This is a genomic window from Alkalimarinus coralli, assembly GCF_023650515.1.
In the GTDB taxonomy this organism is placed as follows: domain Bacteria; phylum Pseudomonadota; class Gammaproteobacteria; order Pseudomonadales; family Oleiphilaceae; genus Alkalimarinus; species Alkalimarinus coralli.
Genome location: NZ_CP096016.1, coordinates 3433564 through 3454888, shown reverse-complemented (window position 1 = coordinate 3454888; position 21325 = coordinate 3433564). Strand labels below are relative to the sequence as shown.

The 21325-nt window shown below is 45.3% G+C and carries 17 protein-coding genes; 9 read left to right on the top strand and 8 right to left on the bottom strand.

What is annotated here, in order from left to right:
* The first annotated feature begins 175 nt into the window (after positions 1 to 175).
* A complete protein-coding gene (locus tag MY523_RS15485) occupies positions 176 to 814 on the top strand; it encodes a TetR/AcrR family transcriptional regulator (RefSeq protein WP_250655588.1) in 639 nt (212 codons plus the stop codon).
* 235 nt (positions 815 to 1049) lie between these two features.
* Here MY523_RS15485 and MY523_RS15480 read toward each other — a convergent pair whose 3' ends face one another.
* A complete protein-coding gene (locus tag MY523_RS15480) occupies positions 1050 to 1247 on the bottom strand; it encodes a CsbD family protein (RefSeq protein WP_250655587.1) in 198 nt (65 codons plus the stop codon).
* Between the two features lie 332 nt (positions 1248 to 1579).
* Here MY523_RS15480 and MY523_RS15475 point away from each other — a divergent pair, with 332 nt between their 5' ends.
* A complete protein-coding gene (locus MY523_RS15475; protein WP_250655586.1) occupies positions 1580 to 2065 on the top strand; it encodes a DUF4112 domain-containing protein in 486 nt (161 codons plus the stop codon).
* Here MY523_RS15475 and MY523_RS15470 read toward each other — a convergent pair.
* The gene (locus tag MY523_RS15470) at positions 2062 to 5520 is read right to left on the bottom strand and encodes a mechanosensitive ion channel domain-containing protein (RefSeq protein WP_250655585.1); all 3459 of its coding nucleotides are present in this window, start codon (positions 5518 to 5520) and stop codon (positions 2062 to 2064) included. The genes MY523_RS15475 and MY523_RS15470 overlap by 4 nt on opposite strands.
* 439 nt (positions 5521 to 5959) lie before the next feature.
* On the opposite strand from MY523_RS15470, the gene MY523_RS15465 reads away from it, so the two are divergent.
* The 3 genes from MY523_RS15465 (at position 5960) to MY523_RS15455 (ending at position 8145) form a co-directional block, all read left to right on the top strand.
* The gene (locus MY523_RS15465; RefSeq protein WP_250655584.1) at positions 5960 to 6118 is read left to right on the top strand and encodes a DUF1328 domain-containing protein; all 159 of its coding nucleotides are present in this window, start codon (positions 5960 to 5962) and stop codon (positions 6116 to 6118) included.
* Between the two features lie 82 nt (positions 6119 to 6200).
* Positions 6201 to 6392, top strand: coding sequence for a hypothetical protein (locus tag MY523_RS15460; protein ID WP_250655583.1), 192 nt, complete (start codon positions 6201 to 6203; stop codon positions 6390 to 6392).
* A 130-nt stretch (positions 6393 to 6522) separates the two neighbouring features.
* On the top strand, positions 6523 to 8145 hold the full coding sequence (locus MY523_RS15455; protein WP_250655582.1) for a diacylglycerol kinase family protein: 1623 nt from the start codon (positions 6523 to 6525) through the stop codon (positions 8143 to 8145).
* Positions 8146 to 8276: 131 nt separating this feature from the next.
* On the opposite strand, the gene MY523_RS15450 is transcribed toward MY523_RS15455, so the two are convergent.
* Entirely contained in the window at positions 8277 to 9683 is a 1407-nt protein-coding gene (locus MY523_RS15450; protein ID WP_250655581.1) for a sigma-54 interaction domain-containing protein, read from the bottom strand.
* Positions 9684 to 9923: 240 nt separating this feature from the next.
* Between MY523_RS15450 and MY523_RS15445 the strand changes: the two genes are divergently transcribed.
* The 3 genes from MY523_RS15445 (at position 9924) to MY523_RS15435 (ending at position 12838) form a co-directional block, all read left to right on the top strand.
* Entirely contained in the window at positions 9924 to 10391 is a 468-nt protein-coding gene (locus MY523_RS15445; RefSeq protein WP_250655580.1) for a ferritin family protein, read from the top strand.
* A gap of 204 nt (positions 10392 to 10595) precedes the next feature.
* On the top strand, positions 10596 to 11153 hold the full coding sequence (locus MY523_RS15440) for a BON domain-containing protein (protein ID WP_250655579.1): 558 nt from the start codon (positions 10596 to 10598) through the stop codon (positions 11151 to 11153).
* Positions 11154 to 11461: 308 nt separating this feature from the next.
* Positions 11462 to 12838, top strand: a complete 1377-nt coding sequence (locus MY523_RS15435; protein ID WP_250655578.1) for a DUF2254 domain-containing protein — start codon at positions 11462 to 11464, stop codon at positions 12836 to 12838.
* Positions 12839 to 12889: 51 nt separating this feature from the next.
* Here MY523_RS15435 and MY523_RS15430 read toward each other — a convergent pair whose 3' ends face one another.
* The 5 genes from MY523_RS15430 to MY523_RS15410 all read right to left on the bottom strand — a co-directional run bounded on the left by MY523_RS15430 (position 12890) and on the right by MY523_RS15410 (position 20136).
* Entirely contained in the window at positions 12890 to 15883 is a 2994-nt protein-coding gene (locus MY523_RS15430; RefSeq protein WP_250655577.1) for a cache domain-containing protein, read from the bottom strand.
* Positions 15884 to 15885: 2 nt separating this feature from the next.
* Positions 15886 to 17058, bottom strand: coding sequence for an ABC transporter substrate-binding protein (locus tag MY523_RS15425; protein WP_250655576.1), 1173 nt, complete (start codon positions 17056 to 17058; stop codon positions 15886 to 15888).
* Positions 17059 to 17092: 34 nt separating this feature from the next.
* Positions 17093 to 17746 (bottom strand): type 1 periplasmic-binding domain-containing protein, encoded by a 654-nt coding sequence (locus MY523_RS15420; RefSeq protein WP_250655575.1) that lies wholly within the window; start codon positions 17744 to 17746, stop codon positions 17093 to 17095.
* Between the two features lie 19 nt (positions 17747 to 17765).
* A protein-coding gene (locus tag MY523_RS15415; protein WP_250655574.1) for an IS3 family transposase occupies positions 17766 to 18934 on the bottom strand; the annotation gives its coding sequence in 2 pieces (ribosomal slippage) (positions 17766 to 18673 and positions 18673 to 18934; 1170 coding nt in all).
* A 404-nt stretch (positions 18935 to 19338) separates the two neighbouring features.
* On the bottom strand, positions 19339 to 20136 hold the full coding sequence (locus MY523_RS15410; protein ID WP_250655573.1) for a helix-turn-helix domain-containing protein: 798 nt from the start codon (positions 20134 to 20136) through the stop codon (positions 19339 to 19341).
* A 211-nt stretch (positions 20137 to 20347) separates the two neighbouring features.
* Here MY523_RS15410 and MY523_RS15405 point away from each other — a divergent pair, with 211 nt between their 5' ends.
* Positions 20348 to 21307 carry a lipase family alpha/beta hydrolase gene (locus MY523_RS15405; protein WP_250655572.1) on the top strand — a complete coding sequence of 320 codons (960 nt, stop codon included), beginning with the start codon at positions 20348 to 20350 and terminating at the stop codon, positions 21305 to 21307.
* The last annotated feature ends 18 nt before the right edge of the window (positions 21308 to 21325 follow it).

Genomic DNA, 21325 nt, shown 5'->3' with positions numbered 1-21325 from the left:
CATGGTTTTGGTTACTAATGTTACCAACTGGTCACATAATTTATAGCGAGCGAAAAAAGAAGTCAACGGGTTTTCAAAAAATGTTACCCTCTGGTAACATTGTTGCTGCCAAACCGGCGTTTGAAGTCGAATTGCTGGGCAATATCGCACTATTTGATAACTGAAGAGATCTCCATTGGCTGAGAAACAGATAAAAAATAAAGAGCAAACCAAAACCCGAATACTGGAGGCGGTTGAGCACATATTGTCGAAAGACGGCTATCGAGGGCTGGGTATCAATAATGTTGCAAAGCAGGCAGGTGTTGGTAAGGCACTGATTTACCGTTATTTTGGTGGCCTGGAAGGGGTTATCGAAGCATATGGTGAGACCGATGCCTTTTGGCCTTCAGCGCGAGAAATACGAGGCATGTCCCGTGAAGACTTTAGTGCACTTTCGTTACGAGACCGCTGTAAATGTATTTTTAGAAATTTCAGAAGCGCTCTGGAAAAACGACCTAACACGGTGGCTATTTATGCCTGGGAGATGGCGGAAAAAAATGATGCTGCCAAAAAGCTCATTGCTGAAAGAACGCAAAGCTCGCTGGACGTGGTAAAACAGATGCTGGGGCAACATAAAAAAGTGTACTCGGAGTACGATCACGAGATCATTGCGCTGTTGGGTGCGGCGTTGCTTCACTTAACCATTCGTGAGCATATGGAGTCACCTTTTGCCGGGCTTGAGCTTAAAGAAGAGGATACCTGGGATAGAATCGAGGGCGCTCTTGATACCCTCTTTACCGGGCTTGAAGCGGCATATAGAAACAAAGCCAAATAGATAATACGTGAGTGCCTTTGAACAATTTTTTAGTCATTACCGAGAGCCAATATTGCAATGAGGTTTGAAAAAAGTTCACTCCAATGAGTAACTTTTTCACTGCTGTGAATAAACCGAAAAATAGAACTTTGTAGAATTTAACGGTCTGATACAAAAAAAGCGCCACCGTCATTGAATGACGGTGGCGCTTTTTCTATACAGCTTGAATCTCTATTAATGCCGAGAGTTCATTCGTTTAGATTTTTTTAAGAAAATCGTCTACAGCTTCCTCTGCTTTCTCTTTGGCCAGCCCATATCGTTCTTGTATACGGCCTGTTAGCTCCGTGCGGCGGCCTTTGGCAGAGTCCAGATCATCGTCTGTAAGCTTGCCCCACTTCTGTTGGAACTGACCTTTAACCTGATCCCATTTACCTTCTACTTGGTCCCAATTCATGTTGTGTTCCTCCATTTTCACACAAAAAATAAAATGCTCAACGCATTTATCCATAACGAGCATTGTTGCGCTCTATATTCTTATAGACATATTTCGTGCCAGTTTTGTTTTGGCTTTTGAAGGCTTATCTGACTTTATATTGAACGTTACCTGAGTGATATTATTTTATTGCCTATTGTTGGTTTGCTGCATTGGTTCTTTATGGGGCCACGAAGTGGAGGTACTATAAATTAACTATAAAGCGCAGTATGTAAACCATGGGGGGCTGAAAATAAATGTTGATGCCCCCAGGCTATAGCGCCTCGTGTTTACGAGGCCAAAATGAGGAAGCTATGAATAGCAGGCAGGGAGAAACGCAACAGCACACCGTCAAAAGGCTTGAGCGACTTGCTTGGTGGTTGGATGATTCGATCTGCTTGCCCGGTACGTCCCGGCGGATTGGGTTAGATGGTTTGTTTGGGCTGATTCCGGTCGTTGGTGACCTGTTTTCAAGTTTTCTTTCTGGTTATATCCTGGTCAATGCGGCTAAATTAGGTGTGCCAACCAGCGTCATGAGCCGCATGATTTTTTACGTGGTGTTCGAAAGTATTGTCGGCATGATACCGTTTGTGGGCGATATTTTTGATTTTGCCTTTAAAGCGAATCAACGTAATGTTCGTCTGATTCAGTCATACGTTAACAATCCTGGCCGGGTGAAGCGGCAAAGCCGCATCAGATTGTTGCTCGTGTACTTAACCATTGTGGCGGCACTGACTATGACAATTTGGCTTGCCTTTATCCTCTTTAGCTGGCTACTCAGGCTTACATCCGGTGCTTAACTGCTCTGTGCAGGCGTGTTTTGCTCCTTTGCCATCCTTACATCGAGAGGCCCTGCGGTATGCAAGTGTACATCTCGTTGCGGAAAGGCGATAACAATACCGGCTTCATTCAGGCGTTCGTAAACCTCAAGGTGCAGGTCGGTTGTGGTTGGTAAACGGTGATCAAGGTTATTGATGTAAGCGCGCAAATATAGAATCAGCGCATTATCTCCGAGGCTCTCGAACGTGACGGCTGGCGCGGGCTCGTCGACTATGTTGGGGTGTTGTTTGGCAATATCGATAATAATGTCCATTGCCTTTCTGACATCGGAGCCATAGGCCACTCCCACCTGAACCAACAATCTCATGGTTTGGTCAGACAACGACCAATTCAACAGGCGATTGGTAATAAACTCCTTGTTGGGAACCAATAGCTCTTTCTGATCCCAGGTACGGATGGTGGTTGCGCGAATCTTTATCTTGGTGACGATGCCATCGGTCTCGCCAACGGTGACAATATCTCCCACACGTATAGGCCGTTCAAACAAGATAATCAAGCCGCTGATAAAGTTGGCGACAATTTCCTGCAAGCCAAAACCAATACCGACGCCAAGCGCGGCGACCAGCCACTGAACCTGTGACCAACTGGCGCCAATCGAACTGAGTGCTGAGAGCACACCTATAGCTACAATGGTATAACCCGACAGGGTTCGTATGGTATAGCGGCCACCGGCACTGAGTTGCATCCGTTGCAGAAAGATAAACTCAAGCAGTGCAGGCAAGCGCTTGGCGACCAGAAATGTCAGTATGATGATGAGCACGGCGATGGTCAGGCTAAATAACGTGACAGGAACCAGCTGCTCTTTGTCGCCTACTTTCCGGGTGTTCTCCCAGACCTCAATATCTTCCAGAATTCCCAGCGCAGGAAGTATCTCTTTCCAGATTAACCAGAGAATGATCGCGCCAGAGATAAATAGCAGCGTGTTGATCAGTTCCTTGGTCTCTCTGCTCAGGGCATTCAGGTCTACCTGTGGCTCTTCAATCGCATCCTCAATCGACTCGATGATGGCGCTACTCTGGTCTCCATTGCTCTGCTCAGCTTTACTTTGTTCGGCTCTTTTTTGCCTGGCCTTGTCACGGCGTTCAACGGCATTTTTATAGGCCATTTTGCGTTGTGTCAGCACCAGCCAGCGGATAATGAGCTGGTGTACATTAATCAGGCTGGCAATACTCAAAATGGAAGTCAGTAGCAGCAGGCTAAGGGTCGCCGCCGTATAAAGGTAGCCCATCAATGCGGCAATAGATAACGTGCTGGGGACGATTGTTGAGAGGCTGACCAGTGCTTTTTGTAGCACATTTGACTCCGTCTTGTGTATGCGGGAGTGATAAACAGTCATCGCGCCATTTTTTTTATTGACCAGACGAAAGGCACAATAGCCAAAGCTGATTGTTGCAAACGCGAGCGTTATATGTGGCAGGGCTCCGGCACTTGCTTCAAACGGGTAGTTCATGACGGTTTCAGCTGCGATAACTATTGGAATAAAGATAAAGATAAACCGCCCGAGGTCTTTGTAGACTTTGTTAACGTCTTGTTTTGGCCATTTGAAGTGGGCAATGGCGAGACCATCAGGGAGGCACATTTTTCGTAAAAATGAAAAGCTGAAAAGTATGATCGCTATACCTGAAAGCGCATTTGCCAACGCTGAGGTGAGCGAGGATATTTCAGGGGTTGTGCTAATCGCATGGCCACTGAGAAACAGAATCAGCGGCCAAATGGATGCGTGTAGCAGCGTTATTAGCAGTGCTTTCAGGGTAAACATGTAATTATCTGTCGTCAGGCGCTGCATAGGTTCGTTCAACGCGGTTAATTGGCTGCTCAGCTGCTTGTGTCTTGAGGCAAATACGAGTAGCACAACTACCAGCAACCAGTATCCCAGATTACTGAACGACCATCGCCTGGCATCCGTAATTAACTGCTTGATCTGAGGCCCAAGAAACAGCTCAAGTAGTTGACTGCCGGTAGCACCCAACATGGAGGCATTGACCGCGGGCGAACTGCGTATCCATAGCAGATGCTCAGTTAAAAACTCGTTGTAACTATCTGCTTTGGCCAGGTACTTTCGTAAAACAAAGTCCAACTCCCCCAAAGCCCGTACATAGGCTTGGTCGATCTCGATTGCCTTGTTTAGAAGCTCTCGACGTTGTTCGGCCAACTCAATTAATTCAGGCTCAAGGGATTGTGCTATCTCACTATCAAGATTTTTAGTTAGTTCTTTGACGTAGGTATTGATGTCGCGTAGCGCTCGGCGCTCCTCTTCATGCCTTATCTGTCTTAAACCCGCTTCAGCTATTGTTTCGTCGTTGGCTGGGCTGCCAGCTTTAATGTTTGTTGCGTTCGGCAGCCGACGCCTCTCTTCCAGTAACACCTGCCCCAGCGCTTTGCTGAGGCCTGCTATTTCAATTTTTAGCTGGGTATTACGAAAACTCTCAGATAACTCGAGTGTTTTGGTTGCGGCTTCCTGAGTGTCGGCTTCGACTTTTTTAAACTGTTCGCTGGTGTTAGCGCTTTGCTTGCTAAGTGCGGTATTTTGAGCGGCTAGTTGTTGCAGCAGAATATGCTGATCTTTGAATTGTTGCTCTTGCTTGGTCAGTGTTTGTTCTGTCTTTTGCGCGCTCTCAATCCGCTTCTTCGATAGCAGCTCTTGCAGGGTTTGTATCCGGCTATTTGCGTTGCGAAGCTGAATCTCAAAGATAGAGAGCTGTATTCTCTTCAGTTCTATCCTTGCTTGAAAGCTTAATAGCTCCTGCTCCAGAGACTCCTGCCGAGCAGACAGGGCTTTTTGCTCTGCTTCCAGTTTCCAGCGCTGAACCTGTTCCTCCAGATTGCCTGAGGTAGACGTTAGACTGCTGGCTAGTTCAGAGTCGATACCGGCCTGCCGGTTGAATATTTCGGTGAGGTTATTGCGAATGATCTTGGGGCGGTTTTTGGCTTGGGAAACCTGAGCTTCAAGCCGGCTTATTTCTGCACTGAGGTTGTTGTGAAATGTCTCAGCAGCCAGCAACTCGTTTTTTAGTCTATCGATGCTTTTGTTTTTATCGTTGTGGGACTTTGGCTTACCAGGGTTCCGCTCAAGCCGTTTCAGATCAGCCTGTAGTGACTGAGCCCTTTTGGGGGCGGTTCTTGCTGCTTCTGCAAACTGCTTGGCATCCGCACTTTTGCTATCGGCCTCTTTTAGAAAGCCGATGGTATTGGTCAGTGTTTCTATCAGCTTGGTCTGGGTTGACTCATCAAGTTCAGGGCTCTCTTTGACTCTTTCTATCTTAAACTCTACTTCATCAAGGGTTGGCGCTGCGCCAGACAGGCGAGGCAGCAACAGTGACCATAACGAAATAATCACAAAAAGTGCCGAGAGCTGTGTGCGAGTTAAATACCTGGGTTGTCGACAGCCATGTAATTTCAATGTCCCGGTATCCATTCAGTAAACCTTTTAATCAGAATGATGGTTATAGTGTTTTTTATAATAGCCATGTTTTTAAGGCAGATACATCACAGTTTTAGTCGCCTGCTTGGTTGAGCCGCTTGATTTTACTTCTGCCATTTGAAGATAGCCTATATGCCAGCAGGGTAAATGAAACAATTACACTGTACTTGTAATATTTTCGTTCAGTGGAGAAGTATTTCTTTCAATTTTATTGGGCGTTTTTAATAATGTCTATATATTTCAATTCGTTATGTTCTGTTTGTTTGATTGGCACGGTTATCGCTAAGTAGTTAGTAAGTAGAGTCAATAAGCATTGAAATCAGGCTGTAGTCTCCGATCTGGCTCTCACTTAAACGTTAGTTCGTAGAACCCCAGTTTGAAGACTCTAAGGTAGAGGAAAATATTTATTAACTAAAGGGTAGAGGAGAATGACATGTTAAGTTGGGCATTAGCATTTCTCGTTATAGCCGTCGTCGCAGCAATATTCGGTTTTTCAGGTATTGCAGGTACAGCGACAGGTATTGCAAAAATACTATTTTTTGTCTTCCTGATACTGATGGTCGTTTCGCTGATCGGCAATGTGGTGAGTTAGCGTTGTAGTTGATTGACGTTGTCGCGGATTAACCACCCCCATGATTCACATTAACCTAAATAGACTAAATAAGGATATAACTATGAATTTTACAAAATCACTTCTAGCGCTAATGATGGTAATAGGAATGGCGTTCACTGTTGTGGCGTGTGATGGTTCTGCAGAAAACGCGGGAGAGCGAATTGATGAAGCCGCGACCGACGCAGGTAATACGGTAGAGGATCTGTGTGAAGATGCGAAAGAAGGCATGAATGCTAAAGATACAGACTGCTAATTGCTCGGTTCAGCACGTTTGAACAATCCCCCCTGCTATGGGGGGTTATTGTTTGTGAGGTGCAATTTTTGAGGTACGGTTTGTAAGCTATGTTCTAAAAAGCGTTGATGCAACAGGAGGGTGAGCGAACGTGTTTATTGCAAAGTATTATGTGGCAGGAGCGCTGCTAAGCTTGCTGGGCGCTATTTTTCTCGATAGCTCGATATTGCGCGCACTCCTGTTATGGGTATCGGCTTCTCTTTTTGCGGTGAGTTCAGCGTACATCATCAATAAGGCCGAGGTTTTTCGCAAGCGACACGATGGCACCATACCAGGCTATATCCGTTGGTTATTCTTCCCGTTTTTGCTGGGCGCAAGGGGCTACAATGCATGGGCCAGAAAACACGATCCGACACCTTCTATGCAGCGAATTGATAAGGGGGTCTTTCTTGGCTGCAGGTTGTTCCCCAGGGATATCGAGCGCCTGAAAGAGAATGGCGTGACTGCGGTTTTGGATGTGACTGCGGAGTTTGATGCGCTGGACTGGTCACTGATTAATGAACCGATTGATTACCTGAATATTCCCTTGCTTGACCATACGGCTCCCAGTGAGGAGCAGTGTGTGCGCGCAATTAAATGGATGCACAGCCATATTGGCAATGGCGGTAGAGTGGTGGTGCACTGCGCGCTGGGAAGGGGGCGCTCAGCGTTTGTGGTTGCGGCCTATATGCTCAGCCGAACAAGTCAGCGCTCGATCCCGGATATGATGAAGAAGATTCAAAGCATTCGAAAAACAGTAAGGCTGAACAAAGGCCAGATGGCTGCACTTGAAAAACTACATAGACGCGGAGTGTTAAAAATCATGAACAACGCATGGGTTATTGCTAACCCGGTAGCGGGTGGTGGCAAGTGGGAAGACCAGAAAGATGAGGTGATCAACACGCTGTCGCCGTATTTCAACATTACACTAAAAACGACCACTGAAACGATGGACGGCGGTGCACTGGCCGAGCAAGCCAAGGAAGCTGGTGCTGATATCATTATTGCTGGAGGCGGTGATGGTACTGTCTCGGAAGTTGCCTCAAAGATTGTGGGTACTGATATTAAACTAGGGATTCTTCCTTTGGGTACTGCCAATGCGCTATGCCACGCGTTGTGGGGTATTGAGTCAAAGCTTGCCTCGGCAGAGGCGGTTTGTCTCGATATTATAGAAGGCCATAGTACCTGTATCGACACAGCCCAATGCAATGGGAAGTTGATGCTGCTACTCGCCGGTGTCGGCTTTGAGCAAGAGATGATTGAACTTGCCAATCGTGATGAAAAAAATGAACTAGGCCAGTTAGCTTATATTCAGGGGTTTATGCAAGCGGTGAATGAATCGGAAAACTTTGTGGTGGATATGGAGATTGATGGCCAGCCGCTGCTTAATCAGTCGATTAGCAGTGTTGTAATTGCTAACGCCGCCCCTATTACCAGTTTGCTTGCTCAAGGCGGCGGTGAGCCGGACTGGGCAGACGGTTATCTGGATGTCACCTGGATTGATACCTCAGAGCAGACAACTGAGCGTATTGCTGGAATTGCAGAGTTGGCCGTTGCCGGGCTTGCGCAAATAAAAACGGATAATAGAGTTCATCATGTGCGGGCTAAAAAAATCAAATTAAAGACTGATCCACTGAGAAAGTATGTGATTGATGGCGAGGTGTTTGACGCGGAGCCTGTGGAGATTGAAGTGCAGCCCAAGTCTCTGCATGTGCTAGTCCCTGAAAACGGGTAGCTGTGTCTATGATAAAAGGGAGGGCGTGATTTTGTTTTGGAGAGCGGCTCTTAAGGTGCTTCGACCTAATGGTGCTCTTTAAGTCAAATTGGTGATACGCAGTCCGTTGCGATTTGAGTCACTGCTGGAAATTATGAGTGTGATTGAGAGTTATTGGTTTGGGGTTGTTCGTCTTCCTGAGTCTGAACCGTATCGGTAAGATCATACTTTTCCAGCTTGTTATATAGCGTCTTAACGCTAATCCCCAGTTGTTTAGCGCTATCTGTTTTATTACCGTCGTTTGATTTTAGCGTATTAACGATGGCATGTTGTACGATCTCGTCCAGTGGAACACCAGAGGGTACGTTTTCCAGTTGTTCTGCTTCGTAGTCTTGGCCACCTGAGTCAAGGATTAAGTGCTCGGGCAAGATAGTATCATCCGCCAAAATAAAGGCTCGCTCCAGCGTATGCTTTAGTTCTCGCACATTACCAGGCCAGGAGTAATTAGCAATAATATCCAGTGTTTCATTGGCAATGTCTTTTAGCTGCTGGTCCTGAGCATTGCGGTAAGCGAGAAAGTGCTTTGCCAGCCCGACAATATCTTCACCTCGCTCCCTTAGAGGGGGTACGCGAATGGGGAAGTGAGCCAAGCGGAAGTATAAGTCTTCTCTAAACACTTCATCATCAATGGCTTGCATTGGATCCCGGTTTGAAGCGGCTAGTATTCGAACGTTGGACTTGAGGGTCTGACTGCTTCCGACAGGGCGGTATTCACCCGTTTCCAGCACTCTCAGCAGCTTAACCTGATGGGCAAGTGGCATTTCTGTCACCTCATCAAGAAACAGTGTTCCCCCTTCTGCCTGCTGAAATACCCCTTGATGGTCTTTGTGGGCGCCAGTGAATGCCCCTTTGATATGCCCGAACAACTCGCTGTCAACCAGCTCCGGGCTGAGTGCCCCGCAGTTGATGGCAACAAAGGGCTGCTCAAACCTTGGACTGGCCATATGAATGGTGTTAGCAACCAACTCCTTGCCTGTACCGCTTTCACCGATAATCAACACGTTGGCACTTGATGATGCGATTTTCCGTATTGTGCGGCAAAGGTCGTGCATAACACTTGATGAACCGACCAGCATGCCAAACTGATCCATATTACTGGATACAACCTGCTCTGCACTGGTTTTGTTAACCGCTATCTGTTCCAGATAATCGCTTATCGCGTCACTGATAAGGTTGAGGTTATAAGGTGAGCGAAAATGATAACCTGCGCTACGCAGCACCATTTGATCAAGGTGCGGGTTAGGTTTTCCCTGACTGAGAAAAATAAAGTCCATCTCCGGCAGTAGGTTTTCATCGTGAATTCGCCCGATCTGCCCTTGGTTAAAAGCATCTGCTTCTATTAATGCGATGTCATACTCGGGGCCAGCTATTATCTGATTTATCCAAGAGGTTTCTTTATCGCTCCTGGTGACAGCGAGTTTGTTTATGATATCCAGCTGTAAAATCTGTTTCTCCAGAGAGTTGTCGATCACATGCAAGAATATTCTGGGTATGCTCATAGTGGGAGTCGCTGTATATAGGAAGTAGTAGGTGCCCTTAAAGCCGGAGTATATAGTTGATTGCGTCAACATAGCAATTTTTCAAGGGGATGTTATTGAAGTTGACAAAAAGCAATTATTCAAAATGACAAAGGTGGTAGTTCGCTTGCCGCACTGTTTTGTTGGTGAGGTATTTGCTTAAAAACAATACACGAAGTGTATTGGTTGGACTCAGCATTAATAACTTAAGGGGGGACAGTGATGACTAGCCAGAATGGCGCCCTGCCCAAAGAAGAACAAACCGACTTGGATTTGATCATTGAAATTCATGCCCTGTGCCGTCATGGCGTCGCATTTTATCAACACTTGGCAAATGATGTAGACGACTATAGCTTGAGGCGTTTATTTAGCCGCATGATGCAGCTCCGTCACGTGATAGTGAGTAGCCTAATGCCTTATATACAGCATCATAGCGGGGGAAACAGCGCTGCTGGCGCGCTGCCAAACAGCTATGCACCGCTGTACGATTCGGTACAGAACAATGCTAAAAAGGCTGAGACCTCAGCGTTTGTTGAGACGCTTCAACGACATGAGGCGAACACGCTTTTATTGCTAAAGCTTGCGGTAAAACGGGTTACGAGGCGTGAATTATCAATACGGTTATCGAATATTGCGGCTGACGTTCAAGTGGAAAATGACCTGCTGGAAGAAACAAAAAAGCGGTTTTAGCGCTCATGACATGTTGCTTTGAACACACTGCTGACGGGAAAAAATGATCATTCACCATGAAAATTTTACAAAGATACTGTCGTTAGGGTGTTGTACGAAAAACAGGCTGTTTTATTTTAAGTTAATGATAAATAACAATATATGGTTTTTGGCATTGTGGTTGCTGTTTCTAATTTGAATTTTAACAAAATGGAGATTTAAATTATGAAACGCATTGTTAACTCGTCAATTATCGCTGCGACCTTGATGGCAACTTCAATCAACGTAGCTTACGCAAAGGAGTGGAAAGATGAAGCTAAAGATGCGTGGATTGACGGAAAGGCAGAAGCAACTTTATTGTTGAACACTAACCTCAACTCATTTGATATCAATACCGATGTGGATGGCGGTAAAGTCATTCTAACCGGTAAAGTGGGTAGTGAGGTGGATAAAGCCCTGGCTGAAGAGTTAATGGAAAGTGTTGACGGTGTAACGGGGGTCGAAAATAAGCTGCATGTTCTCAAGATGGAAAAGGATAAAAAGGAAGAAGCCAATGACCTTGGCAACGACCTGACAGACATGAAAATTGCCACGGTGGTAAAGACTCGTCTTCTGTTTGAGTCTGAGGTCAATGGCACGTCGATAGAGGTAGATGTTAATAAAGGTGTGGTCAGCCTTAAAGGAAAGGTTGATAGTGATGCAGAAAAAGACCTTGCGGAAATGATCGCTAAGAACACTAAAGATGTTGAAAAAGTTGTTAATGATCTGGGTATTGTGAAATAACGCTCTTTTTCACTGACGCGAGGCCGATGGAGGAACTCCACCGGCCTGTCTATTTTAGTGGTGCCGCAAACAGATAAACCGGCTAACGCCACATCGAGCGCTTGCCTTGATGCGCTACAGAATCTACTCTCATAAACGTAATTATTAAGTTTGACGGGGGCTAATGCTTCTTGTAGCGGTCAAGCTTATTCTGCGCAAAAGCTCAAATAGGAGGGGCGGAAGACCAGCCTCGCGCTGATTAAAAATACGCTCATGGCTTGTGCAGAGTGCCATGACTTCCTTGAGTCGACCGGGACTACACGCCAGATATGAAAACGAGATTGCTTAATTTTTGGGAGTCACTCAGAACCAGCTTCTGGTTTGTACCTGCGTTGATGGTGTGCTGTGCCGTTGCGGCCTCTTTCTTTCTGATTGCGACAGATCGTAGCACCGAGCTTAAGCCACACAGGATATTTGGCTTTTTTTACGAAGTTGGGCCTGAAGGTGCCCGAATGGTGTTGTCCACCATCGCAACCTCCATGATAACGGTGGCAGGTGTGGTTTTTTCAATTACCATCGTTGCCTTGACGCTAGCGTCGTCGCAGTTTGGCCCGCGAATGCTGCGGAACTTTATGAAAGATAAAGGCAATCAGACGGTACTGGGGATGTTTATCTCAACTTTTATCTACTGTTTGCTGGTGCTCAGGGCGGTGCATACTTCGGGTGGAGAGGATTTTGTCCCCAATCTTTCAGTAACGTTCGCTTTGATTTTGTCGCTGACCAATGTTGGTGTGTTGATTTATTTTATTCACCATATCTCGGCTTCCATTCAGGCAGAACAGGTCGTTGCCTCGGTATACCATGAGTTGGATGCACATATTGATCTGTTTTTTCCGCAAACGTTGAGTGACAACGAGGATGCCAACTCTGAAGGCAAAAACTCTGAAAATAATAACTGTGACACCCCCAATGAGCCTCCGCTTGATATTAGTCATTATCATGGGCATACGATTCGCAGTGACCAAAGTGGTTATTTGCAGGCGATTGATGACGCAACGCTGTTTGATATCGCTAAAGAGAATGATTTGATTATTCGTCTGCCGTACCGCCCCGGTTGCTTTGTCTCACTGGGCAGTTGCTTATTTGCCATCATGAGCAAGGACAAAGGTGCGGTTGATGACGAACTCCAAACGTCTATTTCAAATGCATTGATTTTGGGCTCACACCGTACACCTGAACAGGATATAGAATTTACTGTTAATCAGCTGGTAGAGATTGCTGTGCGTGCGCTCTCACCGGGAATCAATGATCCGTTTACCGCGCTGGCCTGTATTGATCGTTTGGGAACCGCGTTATGCAGACTGTCGAATCGGGCCTTTCCATCAGCAAATCTCTATGATGATGAATACAACCTTCGGGTGATTACCAAACCCATTACCTTTGCAGGTATAACCAATGCGGCATTCGATCAAATCAGGCAATATGGGCTCAGCAGTGTCGCTGTTTCGATTCGATTGATGGAAACCCTCACCAGTATCGCCAATCAGGCAACGGATAAAGAGCAGTATGAAGCGATCAAGCGTCAGGCTGAGATGACCAGGCGGGCGAGTGAATCCTCGTTTTCTGAAGAGAATGATATTGCTGATATTAAGCAGCGCTATCAAGCGTGCATGGACGCACTAAGCAGGTTTGAAAATGACTCATAAGGCGCTAGCTGACTTGTCGAAGGCCTTTTGTCGCGCCTAAAATTGATGATGTCAGGTCTTCGAGGGTGGGTAGTGCGTATTTGGGCTGTCTTCAAGTTCGTCTCTTGCACTATCGGTAGATTGCTGTTTTGGCGTCGCGGGTGTTGAGGGTGATGTCTGCGCCGAACTTGTGGGTAGCCATTTTGCCAATACGTCATACAGCTCGTGAAGGTTATAAGGTTTTGATAAAAAATCATTCATACCTACGTCCAGGCACTTCTCTTTGTCAGAAACGAGTGCGTTGGCAGTTAGGGCTATAATCGGAATCTGCTCTTCTTTGTGCTGTTTTTTCTCATCCTCACGAATTTTTATCGTTGCGTCATAGCCATCCATAACCGGCATATGGCAATCCATTAATACGGCATCGTAATCAATACTGGCAAGCTGACGCAAGGCTTCAGCGCCATTATTGGCTAAGTCGGCATTGATGCCCAGCGTTCTCAGTAACTCCAGCGCATAATCTTGATTGACTGGGTGATCCTCTACCAAAAGTATTTTTCCTTTTAACGTGTAGGCTAGCGTGCCAACGGATGATGACGTGCCACCATGATTAGCTGCCTCGGTGTCATCAATAGGTAGTTTGTTTGCTTTTTTCCGGTGCGATAATGACTCCATTGGAAGTACGTCCATCATCGCGTTATAGAGCTTTGAACACTCCATCGGGTTGTCGGCGAAATTATCATCAAACGTAAAGATCAGAATATTAAGCTTATTGAGAACCGCGTCTTTATCGAAAATCGATTGCAGCGGTAATAGGGAACGCTGTTTGTCTTGTAAGTCCACAATAACCAGCGGGTAGCTGAGCGAGGACGAAATGCACGTCTTAAGCATGTGTATTGCGTCATTATGACTATTAACAGGAATCGGATGTAACCCCCAACTGGAAAGATTGTGAACGACGACTGTTCGATTAGCGGTGTCAGCCCCTACGACAAGCACATCAAAACGGCTGTCCTCTCCAGTGGAAGATCGCTGCTCTATGACGTCGGGGTTCTTATCCAGATACATGGAGAACCAGAATGTAGAGCCCCTATTCGGCGTGCTTGCGACGCCGAGTCGCCCACCCATCAGTTCAACCAGCTTTTTACATATGCTTAGGCCTAAGCCTGTGCCGCCATATTTCCGTGTCGTTGACCCGTCAGCCTGGGAAAAGGAGTCAAAAATTGTTTGCTGCTTATCATGAGGAATGCCAATACCGGTATCCCGTACATAGATTTGCAACAATAATTTTTTTGACGTCTGCTCGACTATTTCGATACCTACATCAATGGTGCCTTTTGAGGTGAACTTAATCGCATTGCCAATCAGGTTAGTGAGTATCTGGCGGATACGGCCGCTGTCACCGATCAGGCTTGCCGGGATGTTTGTTGGTGTATGAAACGCCAAGTCGACGCCCCGGTCTTCTGTCTGGTGGACAAACATGTCATTTAGCTCGGTTAGCAGCTCTTTGATATTAAAAGGGTGCAAGTCGAGTTCAAATTTACCGGACTCAATCTTCGAGAAATCAAGGATGTCGTTGATGATACTCATTAACGACTTACCTGAGGTTTTAATGATATTCAGGTATTTATGCTGCTTGGGGGATAAGTCTGTGCCATCCAGAATACTGGCCATGCCTAGCACTCCGTTCATAGGGGTGCGTATCTCATGGCTCATTCGGGCCAGAAACTCACTCTTTGCCTGATTGGCCTCTTCAGCGATCTCCTTCTCTTTCCGTGCTTTTTTGATGTTTTTTTGAAGCTCTGCTTCCATCACGACAAAGGATCGGGCTAATCGACCGACCTCATCTTTTGAGTTGGTTGCCAGTGTTTCAAGTAGCTGATTGTCCTCTTCGCTATTAATGAAATGTTGCGAGGGTAGCTTGGTGGTATAGTCGGTTAAAAAATTGAGTGGGCGTGATATCCGGGTCGCCCATATCAGCGCAAATAGCACGCTGACTAAAAATGAGAGCACAATTATCATACTTTGATTGGTGACCAGTGTTTGCGCTGGTGCTTCAATCTCATCAACAGGCACAACAACCGCCAAATACCAGTCAAATGGCTTAAAGTAACTGATAAATGTTCCCACTAATCGGCCTTCCGTTTCGGGGCTGCCTGAAAAAAATGGGTCGTTATATCGGATGCTGGTTTTCTCTGAGCGGTGGGCCTCTATAACCTGTTCCAGAACGGCTCTCTGAGGATAGTTAAGGTTATTGTTTAAGTTATGCTCAGAAGACATTGGCGATACGAGTATCTCCTGGTCGCCATTAAATAGAAGTGCATAGCCTGTATCGGCCACTTTAATTTGGGGTAACGTTTTACGTAAGCTATCGATAATCGCGGCCATTTTTTTTTGGCTTTCTGCTTCTACGTCCCCAAAATTAACCGTCGCCGCGAGGGTCAGATTCCACCTTGAAATGGGTTTAAACAGACCAATATGGCGGCCGGGAGATATTTCTCTGGGCTTGGTCCAGTTAAAGATACCTTTGTCACCTGCGGGAGATAGCTCCTCCCCCATGACTTTATAAATCTGGCGGCCCTTAAAGTCGCTGATTGGGGCGATAGATGAGCCCTGAATAGCCGGATTGGCATGGGCTATGATTGTACCGTTTCGGTCAAATGCAAAAATCTCTACTTCAGCGAAGTCTACGCTCCTTAGCCACTTCATTGCCAGGTTCTTTGATTCAGCATCTGTTATCTGCTTTGAATCTGCGAGGGTCATAAATTCAGCCAGTGCCGATAGGCTGGCACTTGAAACGCTATGCAGTTCAGACTCCAAGCGATTCAGTATTTCTATTTTGTCTGCTGTTAATCGGTCATAGCCGCCTTTCAAACTTAACTCGACCAGCTTTAGAACGTTCTGGGCTGATGCCTCTTCAGCCTTTAACATGGTTTCCTTTACGTCATGGTTCGTAAAGTACATGATAAATGCGGCAGTGCAGGCCATGATCATCAGGATCAAAAATATAAATTTTGTTTTTAGAGATCGAAATCCATACTTTCTGCCAGCACTCGTTTCCATCATGGTTACTTGGTCTCCGGTTGTTCGATCTGGCGGTATATCCTGTCTGCAATCGCTAGCCAGTCTGCATAGATATAAGCTCCGATGATCTCGGCGGTTTTAAGGTTGATCGATATGCTGTTTTGTTCTTTAAATAGCTGATTCAGATTCCCCGGGGCAGCCCCCTTAAATACGTCGTCGAGTGCTTTGGCTAGAAATAAGCCAACGGAGTCAAAATCGGGAGATGAAACACTCATTAAAATACCATATTTAACCGCGTCTCCCCCCTCTTGAGATAATGTTGCAACTTGTCGCTTGTTGGCTATGTCAACAATATCGGGAATACTCTGTTCATTGACGCCACCTTGCTCTGTAATATATAAGGCATCGACCTCTTTTGCCAAACGGTCTATACAGGTGATAACGCTCGTGTTTGCTATTGCCCGCTCTGAGATATCACTTTGGGTATAGCAACTTATGATTTCAAACTGCCTCTCTTTGGCAACTTTAGTGATGCTGTTTAATGCTGCGTAGGTTCGCCCGTTTTTAGTGTTCTCATAAGCCACTCCCAGCTTTTTGAATTTCACCAGATCATGAAATAGTCGGACTTGTTGCTCGTAACGCTGGGGCGCGACCCTTGCAAATACATGGTCATAGCCAGAATTGTCGGCACTTTTGATGATGCCAGACTCAATAGGGTTGCTGGCAGAGATCACAAACGTAGGGGTGTGATGCGTATTGTTAGCTAAGTCCTCTCCGGCCCACGTGCCCATCGCAAAAATAAGATCAATGTCGTTTTCCTGAGTTAATCGTCGAATAATCTTTTGTTTCTCCTTTTCTCTCAGGTTTTGATCCCATTGAGCGGAATAATAATTTCCTTCGACAAACTTAATGTAGTTACTTTTTGTGTTGTTTGCCAGCCAATACCAAAGCTGTTTTGAGTTGTTAAGGTGAGGTATCTCCGCTGGCTCAACCCACCCCAGTTCCATTAACCTTTCTATGGTGGAAATTAAATAGCGACGATAGCTGCTGTTATCCCCCCCTTCGTAGTAGGCGAGATGCCAGGTTTTCGAAGTTTTTTCGGGAACCTGTTGAATGGCCTCTGCTGAGGTTGCACTTCTCCAAACGCCAAGCAATAAGAAAATAACAAGACTCATTACCAGTCTGAAACGGACAACTCCTTTGTCTAAACCGAACATGAAAACGCTCCTTTGTTTATAACAGTATCCATATTTACTTGGGGCGTACTATTTCACGGTAAATCTCATCGCTGGCACCCAGAAGCAGTAGCGGCGGGTTGAACCCGATGATCTCTGCCGTTTTCAAGTTAACCGCCATTCTGGGGGGCTCTTCAAATAGCTGGCTTAATTGATAAGGCTGAGCACCGTTAAACAGTTTTGCCATGGTTTCGGCGTGAAACTGGCCGAAGTACTTAAAGTTGGCTTGTGACAAACTCGCCAATACGCCAAATTTCACCTCTTCTGCACCAGACTGAGAAAAGGTGGGTATCTTATGTTCATTGGCTATACGGATGAGTATCGGAAGGCTGGTTTCGGTTACGCCTCCCTGTTCTGTCACATAAATGGCATCAACCTGTTCTGCAAGTGTTTGAAAGCATTTTATAACACTGTACTCGGCCAGCCGAGTATCGCTAATATCACTTTTGGTATGGCAAGCTTGCACACTGAAACCGAGGGTTTTACTGAGCGAGTTGATCATATCGATAGCGGCATAACTTCTACCATCGCTGGTATTTTCAAACGCCACCCCCAATTTGGTAAATCCGGTAATATCATGAAAAACCCGAAGTTGACGCTCATAACGGTTTGGATCTGCCGTTGCATGTATGTGTTTGTAGCCAGAGTCTTCAAGGCTTGACGTGGTCAACCAAAGTTGTACAACCCAGTTAAGCTACTTTTCTTAGTTCAGTCATTTCTTTTTCAAATTCCGCCGGGCTTCGATAGCCCAGATAGGAATGCATCCGCTGATTGTTATAAAACACTGAGATGTACTCCAGGATGTCTTGCTGAGCTTCATGTCGTGTTTGATAGCTTTTCCATTGAACACGTTCTTGCTTCAAAGTTCCAAAGAAACTTTCAACAACCGCATTATCCCAACAGTCACCTTTCTTGCTCATACTTCCATTAAAATTATGCAGCGTTAGAAGTTTTCTAAACTCCTTGCTGGCGTACTGGCTCCCCCGATCAGAATGATGTATTAACCCGGCCTGCGGGCGTCTTTGCCAAATTGCCATCTTGAGTGCATCACAAACCATCTGAGCCTTCATTCGCGAACTCATGCTCCAGCCAACAACCTTTCTTGAGTAAAGGTCAATCACAACAGCTAAATACAGCCAACCTTCTTGTGTCCAGATATACGTGATATCTGAGGCATAAACCTGATCAGGCTTTTCAACTGCAAACTCCCGCTCTAACAGATTATCGAATACAGGTTGCTTATGATTACTGTTTGTCGTGACCTTATACTTTTTCTTGTGCTTGACCTTAACACCAGCTTCTTTCATTAACTTTCTAGTTTTGTTCCTGCCTACCCGATAGCCAAGAATATTCAGCGCTTTTTTCATTCTTCGGTAGCCGTATGTATGCTCACTTGACTCTGCGATATCTTGTATCCATTCAATCATTTCGGTATGAGTTGGATCGTCAGACATAGTAGCTTGGCGTTTTAAAAAACTATAATAACCTGAACGTGTAACACCCAATTGTTGGCACATAATGCCAATAGGCCACACCTTTTTATGCTGGGCGATGAAAGCGTATTTTACTTTGCTTCCGTGGCAAAAAAGGTGGCTGCTTTTTTTAGGATGTCGCGCTCCATCTTGAGCCGTTTGTTTTCTTCCCTTAAGCGGCGAAGCTCTTCTTGTTCCGGTGTCAGCTTTCCATTGCCGCGGAATGCGTGACCATCATCATTTTCGTGCTCTTTGATCCAGCGCCCTAAAACGTTAGGATTAATACCAAGATTTCTTGCCGCTTCAGCCTTCGAATAGCCCTGGTCAATTACCAGACTAATCGCGTCTAATTTAAACTCTTTTGAGTACTTCTTTCTTGCTGCCATTTTTCACTCCAGTTTTTAGGATTATCTCTTAACTGGTGTGTACAAATCTATTAGACCACGTCATCATCCCATAAGGATAGCTCCGACTTCGTTGTCGATTTTTATAAGCAAGCTATACCAAGTGACTCAGTAGCGCGTGCAATAGCTTTTGCCATTTCTCAGCCTAGTGATGTTGATATTAACGAAATCGTATTACGACCGACAGTACAGGAATTTTAAGGGTATACCGCTCGCCAGACTTGGCTTGAAAGGCAGTGAGTAGGCGCGTTATTGTTAATTCAAATACTATGAGAGTTGGATGCTATAGTTTTCTATCTACTCTCATAGCTTCTTGGCGAATACCTATTGTGTCTATCGACCAAAACAGCATTAAATGTTGAAAACGATTAACTATTCATTTCTTCCTAACGAAGACATTTTAAGTTTTCTGAAGCTTCAGTAATGATTTTGATCTCTTCAGGCCTTTGCAGAAAATAAGACGGCTTCATGCCAAACATAAGATTAAAAGCATGAGTACAGTGGGGTAAGTCAACGAAGCCTGCCGCTTGGGCTGCTTGTGTCAGCGTTTTCCCCTTCCCGATTTCTGTCGCCGTGATATATAAACGATGCCACTGTCGGTAGCGACGAATTGGTACGCCCGTTTGCCTCTTAAAAAGCTTAGTTAGCCCTGCTACTGACAAACTCACTTGCTCTGCCAAATACTCGATAGAAATATTCTGATCTATCGAGTTCTGTATCAAATCAACAACCGTTTGTACTCGTGGATCGCAATTGTATTTTATTCCAGTATTAGGAAGTAAGAGATGATCCAAAACGCCCATAGTGTTGCTTAGGCTGGTTTGATTCGCAAAGATTTCGTAGAGTTCTGATCTATACCAGGCTTCTTCTTTCAGGCCAAAACCTAATTCACCTTCCAAGATTTTCATGCCAAGAGAAAGGTGAAACATATCTTCGCCCATTACATCAAGGTTTAGATTAACCGTAGGTTGCTGCTTGGAATCGATCAAAACTGAACAGCCTGGAGGTATCAGAACAGATGTACACTTAAACTCTTTATTGCTTTCCAACTGCTTAACATAAAAAGGCTTGTCCAGAGAAAAGTGCAGTGTCGCCGCTCCTTGAGAAAGGTGCAAGGGTTCATCAATATAACCAATAAATAGGGTCCTTTTCTTAGACAGGTATAATAACGACTTTCTTTTCATAAGACTCTAAATTCAGTAACGACTGTTAGCTAATTGTAACGATTCTGCTAATTAATTCATGTTAATTCCGGCGTTATGAGAGCTGGTGCATAGTTTTACGTTCTTACACAAAACTGTCCCAGTTTTTACAATCCCCTTGTTCTCATTTAGTGCAAACATAAAAAGCGCTGTAACAAAAACTCAGTATAAAAATAACCTTGAGGATTTATTCATGAAAAAAACAATAGCATTAACAGCCGCTCTAACATGCGCAGCAGCGAGTCAAGCTCAAGCTGGCTTCTTATCAGATTACTTCAGCTACACTAAAACAGAACACCCAATTATGCTCGTCCCAGGCATATTCGCGTTTGATACCATCGCTACAATTGACTACTGGTACCAGATTCCTGATGCAATCGAGAGTCGCGGAGGTGAAGCTTACGTTGCGAAAATCAATGCGTTTGACAGTTCCGTTGGACGTGGCGAAGAGCTCATTGCACAGCTTGAGGAAATTAAGGCTTCTTCAGGTGGTAGGATAGAGAAGTTTAACTTAATGGGTCATAGCCAAGGCGGTATGACATCACGTTATGTCATGGAAACACGTCCAGACCTAGTGGCATCAGTCACTACCATGCACACACCACACAATGGTTCACCCATTGCAGATTTAGTTACGGATATTGCACCACCCGACACAGTACAAGGTGAACTATTTGAAACGTTTGCCAATGCTGTAGGTGATTTGGTTAACTTAATGTCTGATAACGAAAAATCTGATTCAGATGTTTATGCCATGCTAGGAGAGTTTAATGCGGCGGGTTCAGCGCAATACAACGCAACCTACACTAATGGCTTGCCATTAAGTGAGTGTGGAAACGGTCCCTCTCAAGTTACGATCAATGGCGAGAATATCAAATTGTACTCTTGGAGTGGCACAGGATTACTTACGTCCGGGGCAGACATCTCCGACCCACTCTTTGCTTTAACAAGTTTGGCTTTCGACAGTGGCGACGATAATGATGGGATTACTGGTCGCTGTTCTTCACACTTCGGGACTGTACTTCGAGATGACTACTTTATGAATCATCTAGATGTGAATAATCACGTTTTAGGCCTAGTATCTCTATTCGAAACTAACCCCAAAACCTTATTCAAAGATCACGCAAATCGGCTGAAAAATGCAGGTCTTTAATCAGTCGGGACGTTTTTA

Excerpts from the sequence above, each read along its gene's own strand:
- MY523_RS15480 (WP_250655587.1), bottom strand. The coding sequence starts at position 1,247 with ATGAATTGGGACCAAGTAGAAGGTAAATGGGATCAGGTTAAAGGTCAG.
- MY523_RS15475 (WP_250655586.1), top strand. The coding sequence starts at position 1,580 with ATGAATAGCAGGCAGGGAGAAACGCAACAGCACACCGTCAAAAGGCTT.
- MY523_RS15470 (WP_250655585.1), bottom strand. The coding sequence starts at position 5,520 with ATGGATACCGGGACATTGAAATTACATGGCTGTCGACAACCCAGGTAT.
- MY523_RS15465 (WP_250655584.1), top strand. The coding sequence starts at position 5,960 with ATGTTAAGTTGGGCATTAGCATTTCTCGTTATAGCCGTCGTCGCAGCA.
- MY523_RS15460 (WP_250655583.1), top strand. The coding sequence starts at position 6,201 with ATGAATTTTACAAAATCACTTCTAGCGCTAATGATGGTAATAGGAATG.
- MY523_RS15450 (WP_250655581.1), bottom strand. The coding sequence starts at position 9,683 with ATGAGCATACCCAGAATATTCTTGCATGTGATCGACAACTCTCTGGAG.
- MY523_RS15445 (WP_250655580.1), top strand. The coding sequence starts at position 9,924 with ATGACTAGCCAGAATGGCGCCCTGCCCAAAGAAGAACAAACCGACTTG.
- MY523_RS15440 (WP_250655579.1), top strand. The coding sequence starts at position 10,596 with ATGAAACGCATTGTTAACTCGTCAATTATCGCTGCGACCTTGATGGCA.
- MY523_RS15435 (WP_250655578.1), top strand. The coding sequence starts at position 11,462 with ATGAAAACGAGATTGCTTAATTTTTGGGAGTCACTCAGAACCAGCTTC.
- MY523_RS15430 (WP_250655577.1), bottom strand. The coding sequence starts at position 15,883 with ATGATGGAAACGAGTGCTGGCAGAAAGTATGGATTTCGATCTCTAAAA.
- MY523_RS15425 (WP_250655576.1), bottom strand. The coding sequence starts at position 17,058 with ATGTTCGGTTTAGACAAAGGAGTTGTCCGTTTCAGACTGGTAATGAGT.
- MY523_RS15410 (WP_250655573.1), bottom strand. The coding sequence starts at position 20,136 with ATGAAAAGAAAGTCGTTATTATACCTGTCTAAGAAAAGGACCCTATTT.
- MY523_RS15405 (WP_250655572.1), top strand. The coding sequence starts at position 20,348 with ATGAAAAAAACAATAGCATTAACAGCCGCTCTAACATGCGCAGCAGCG.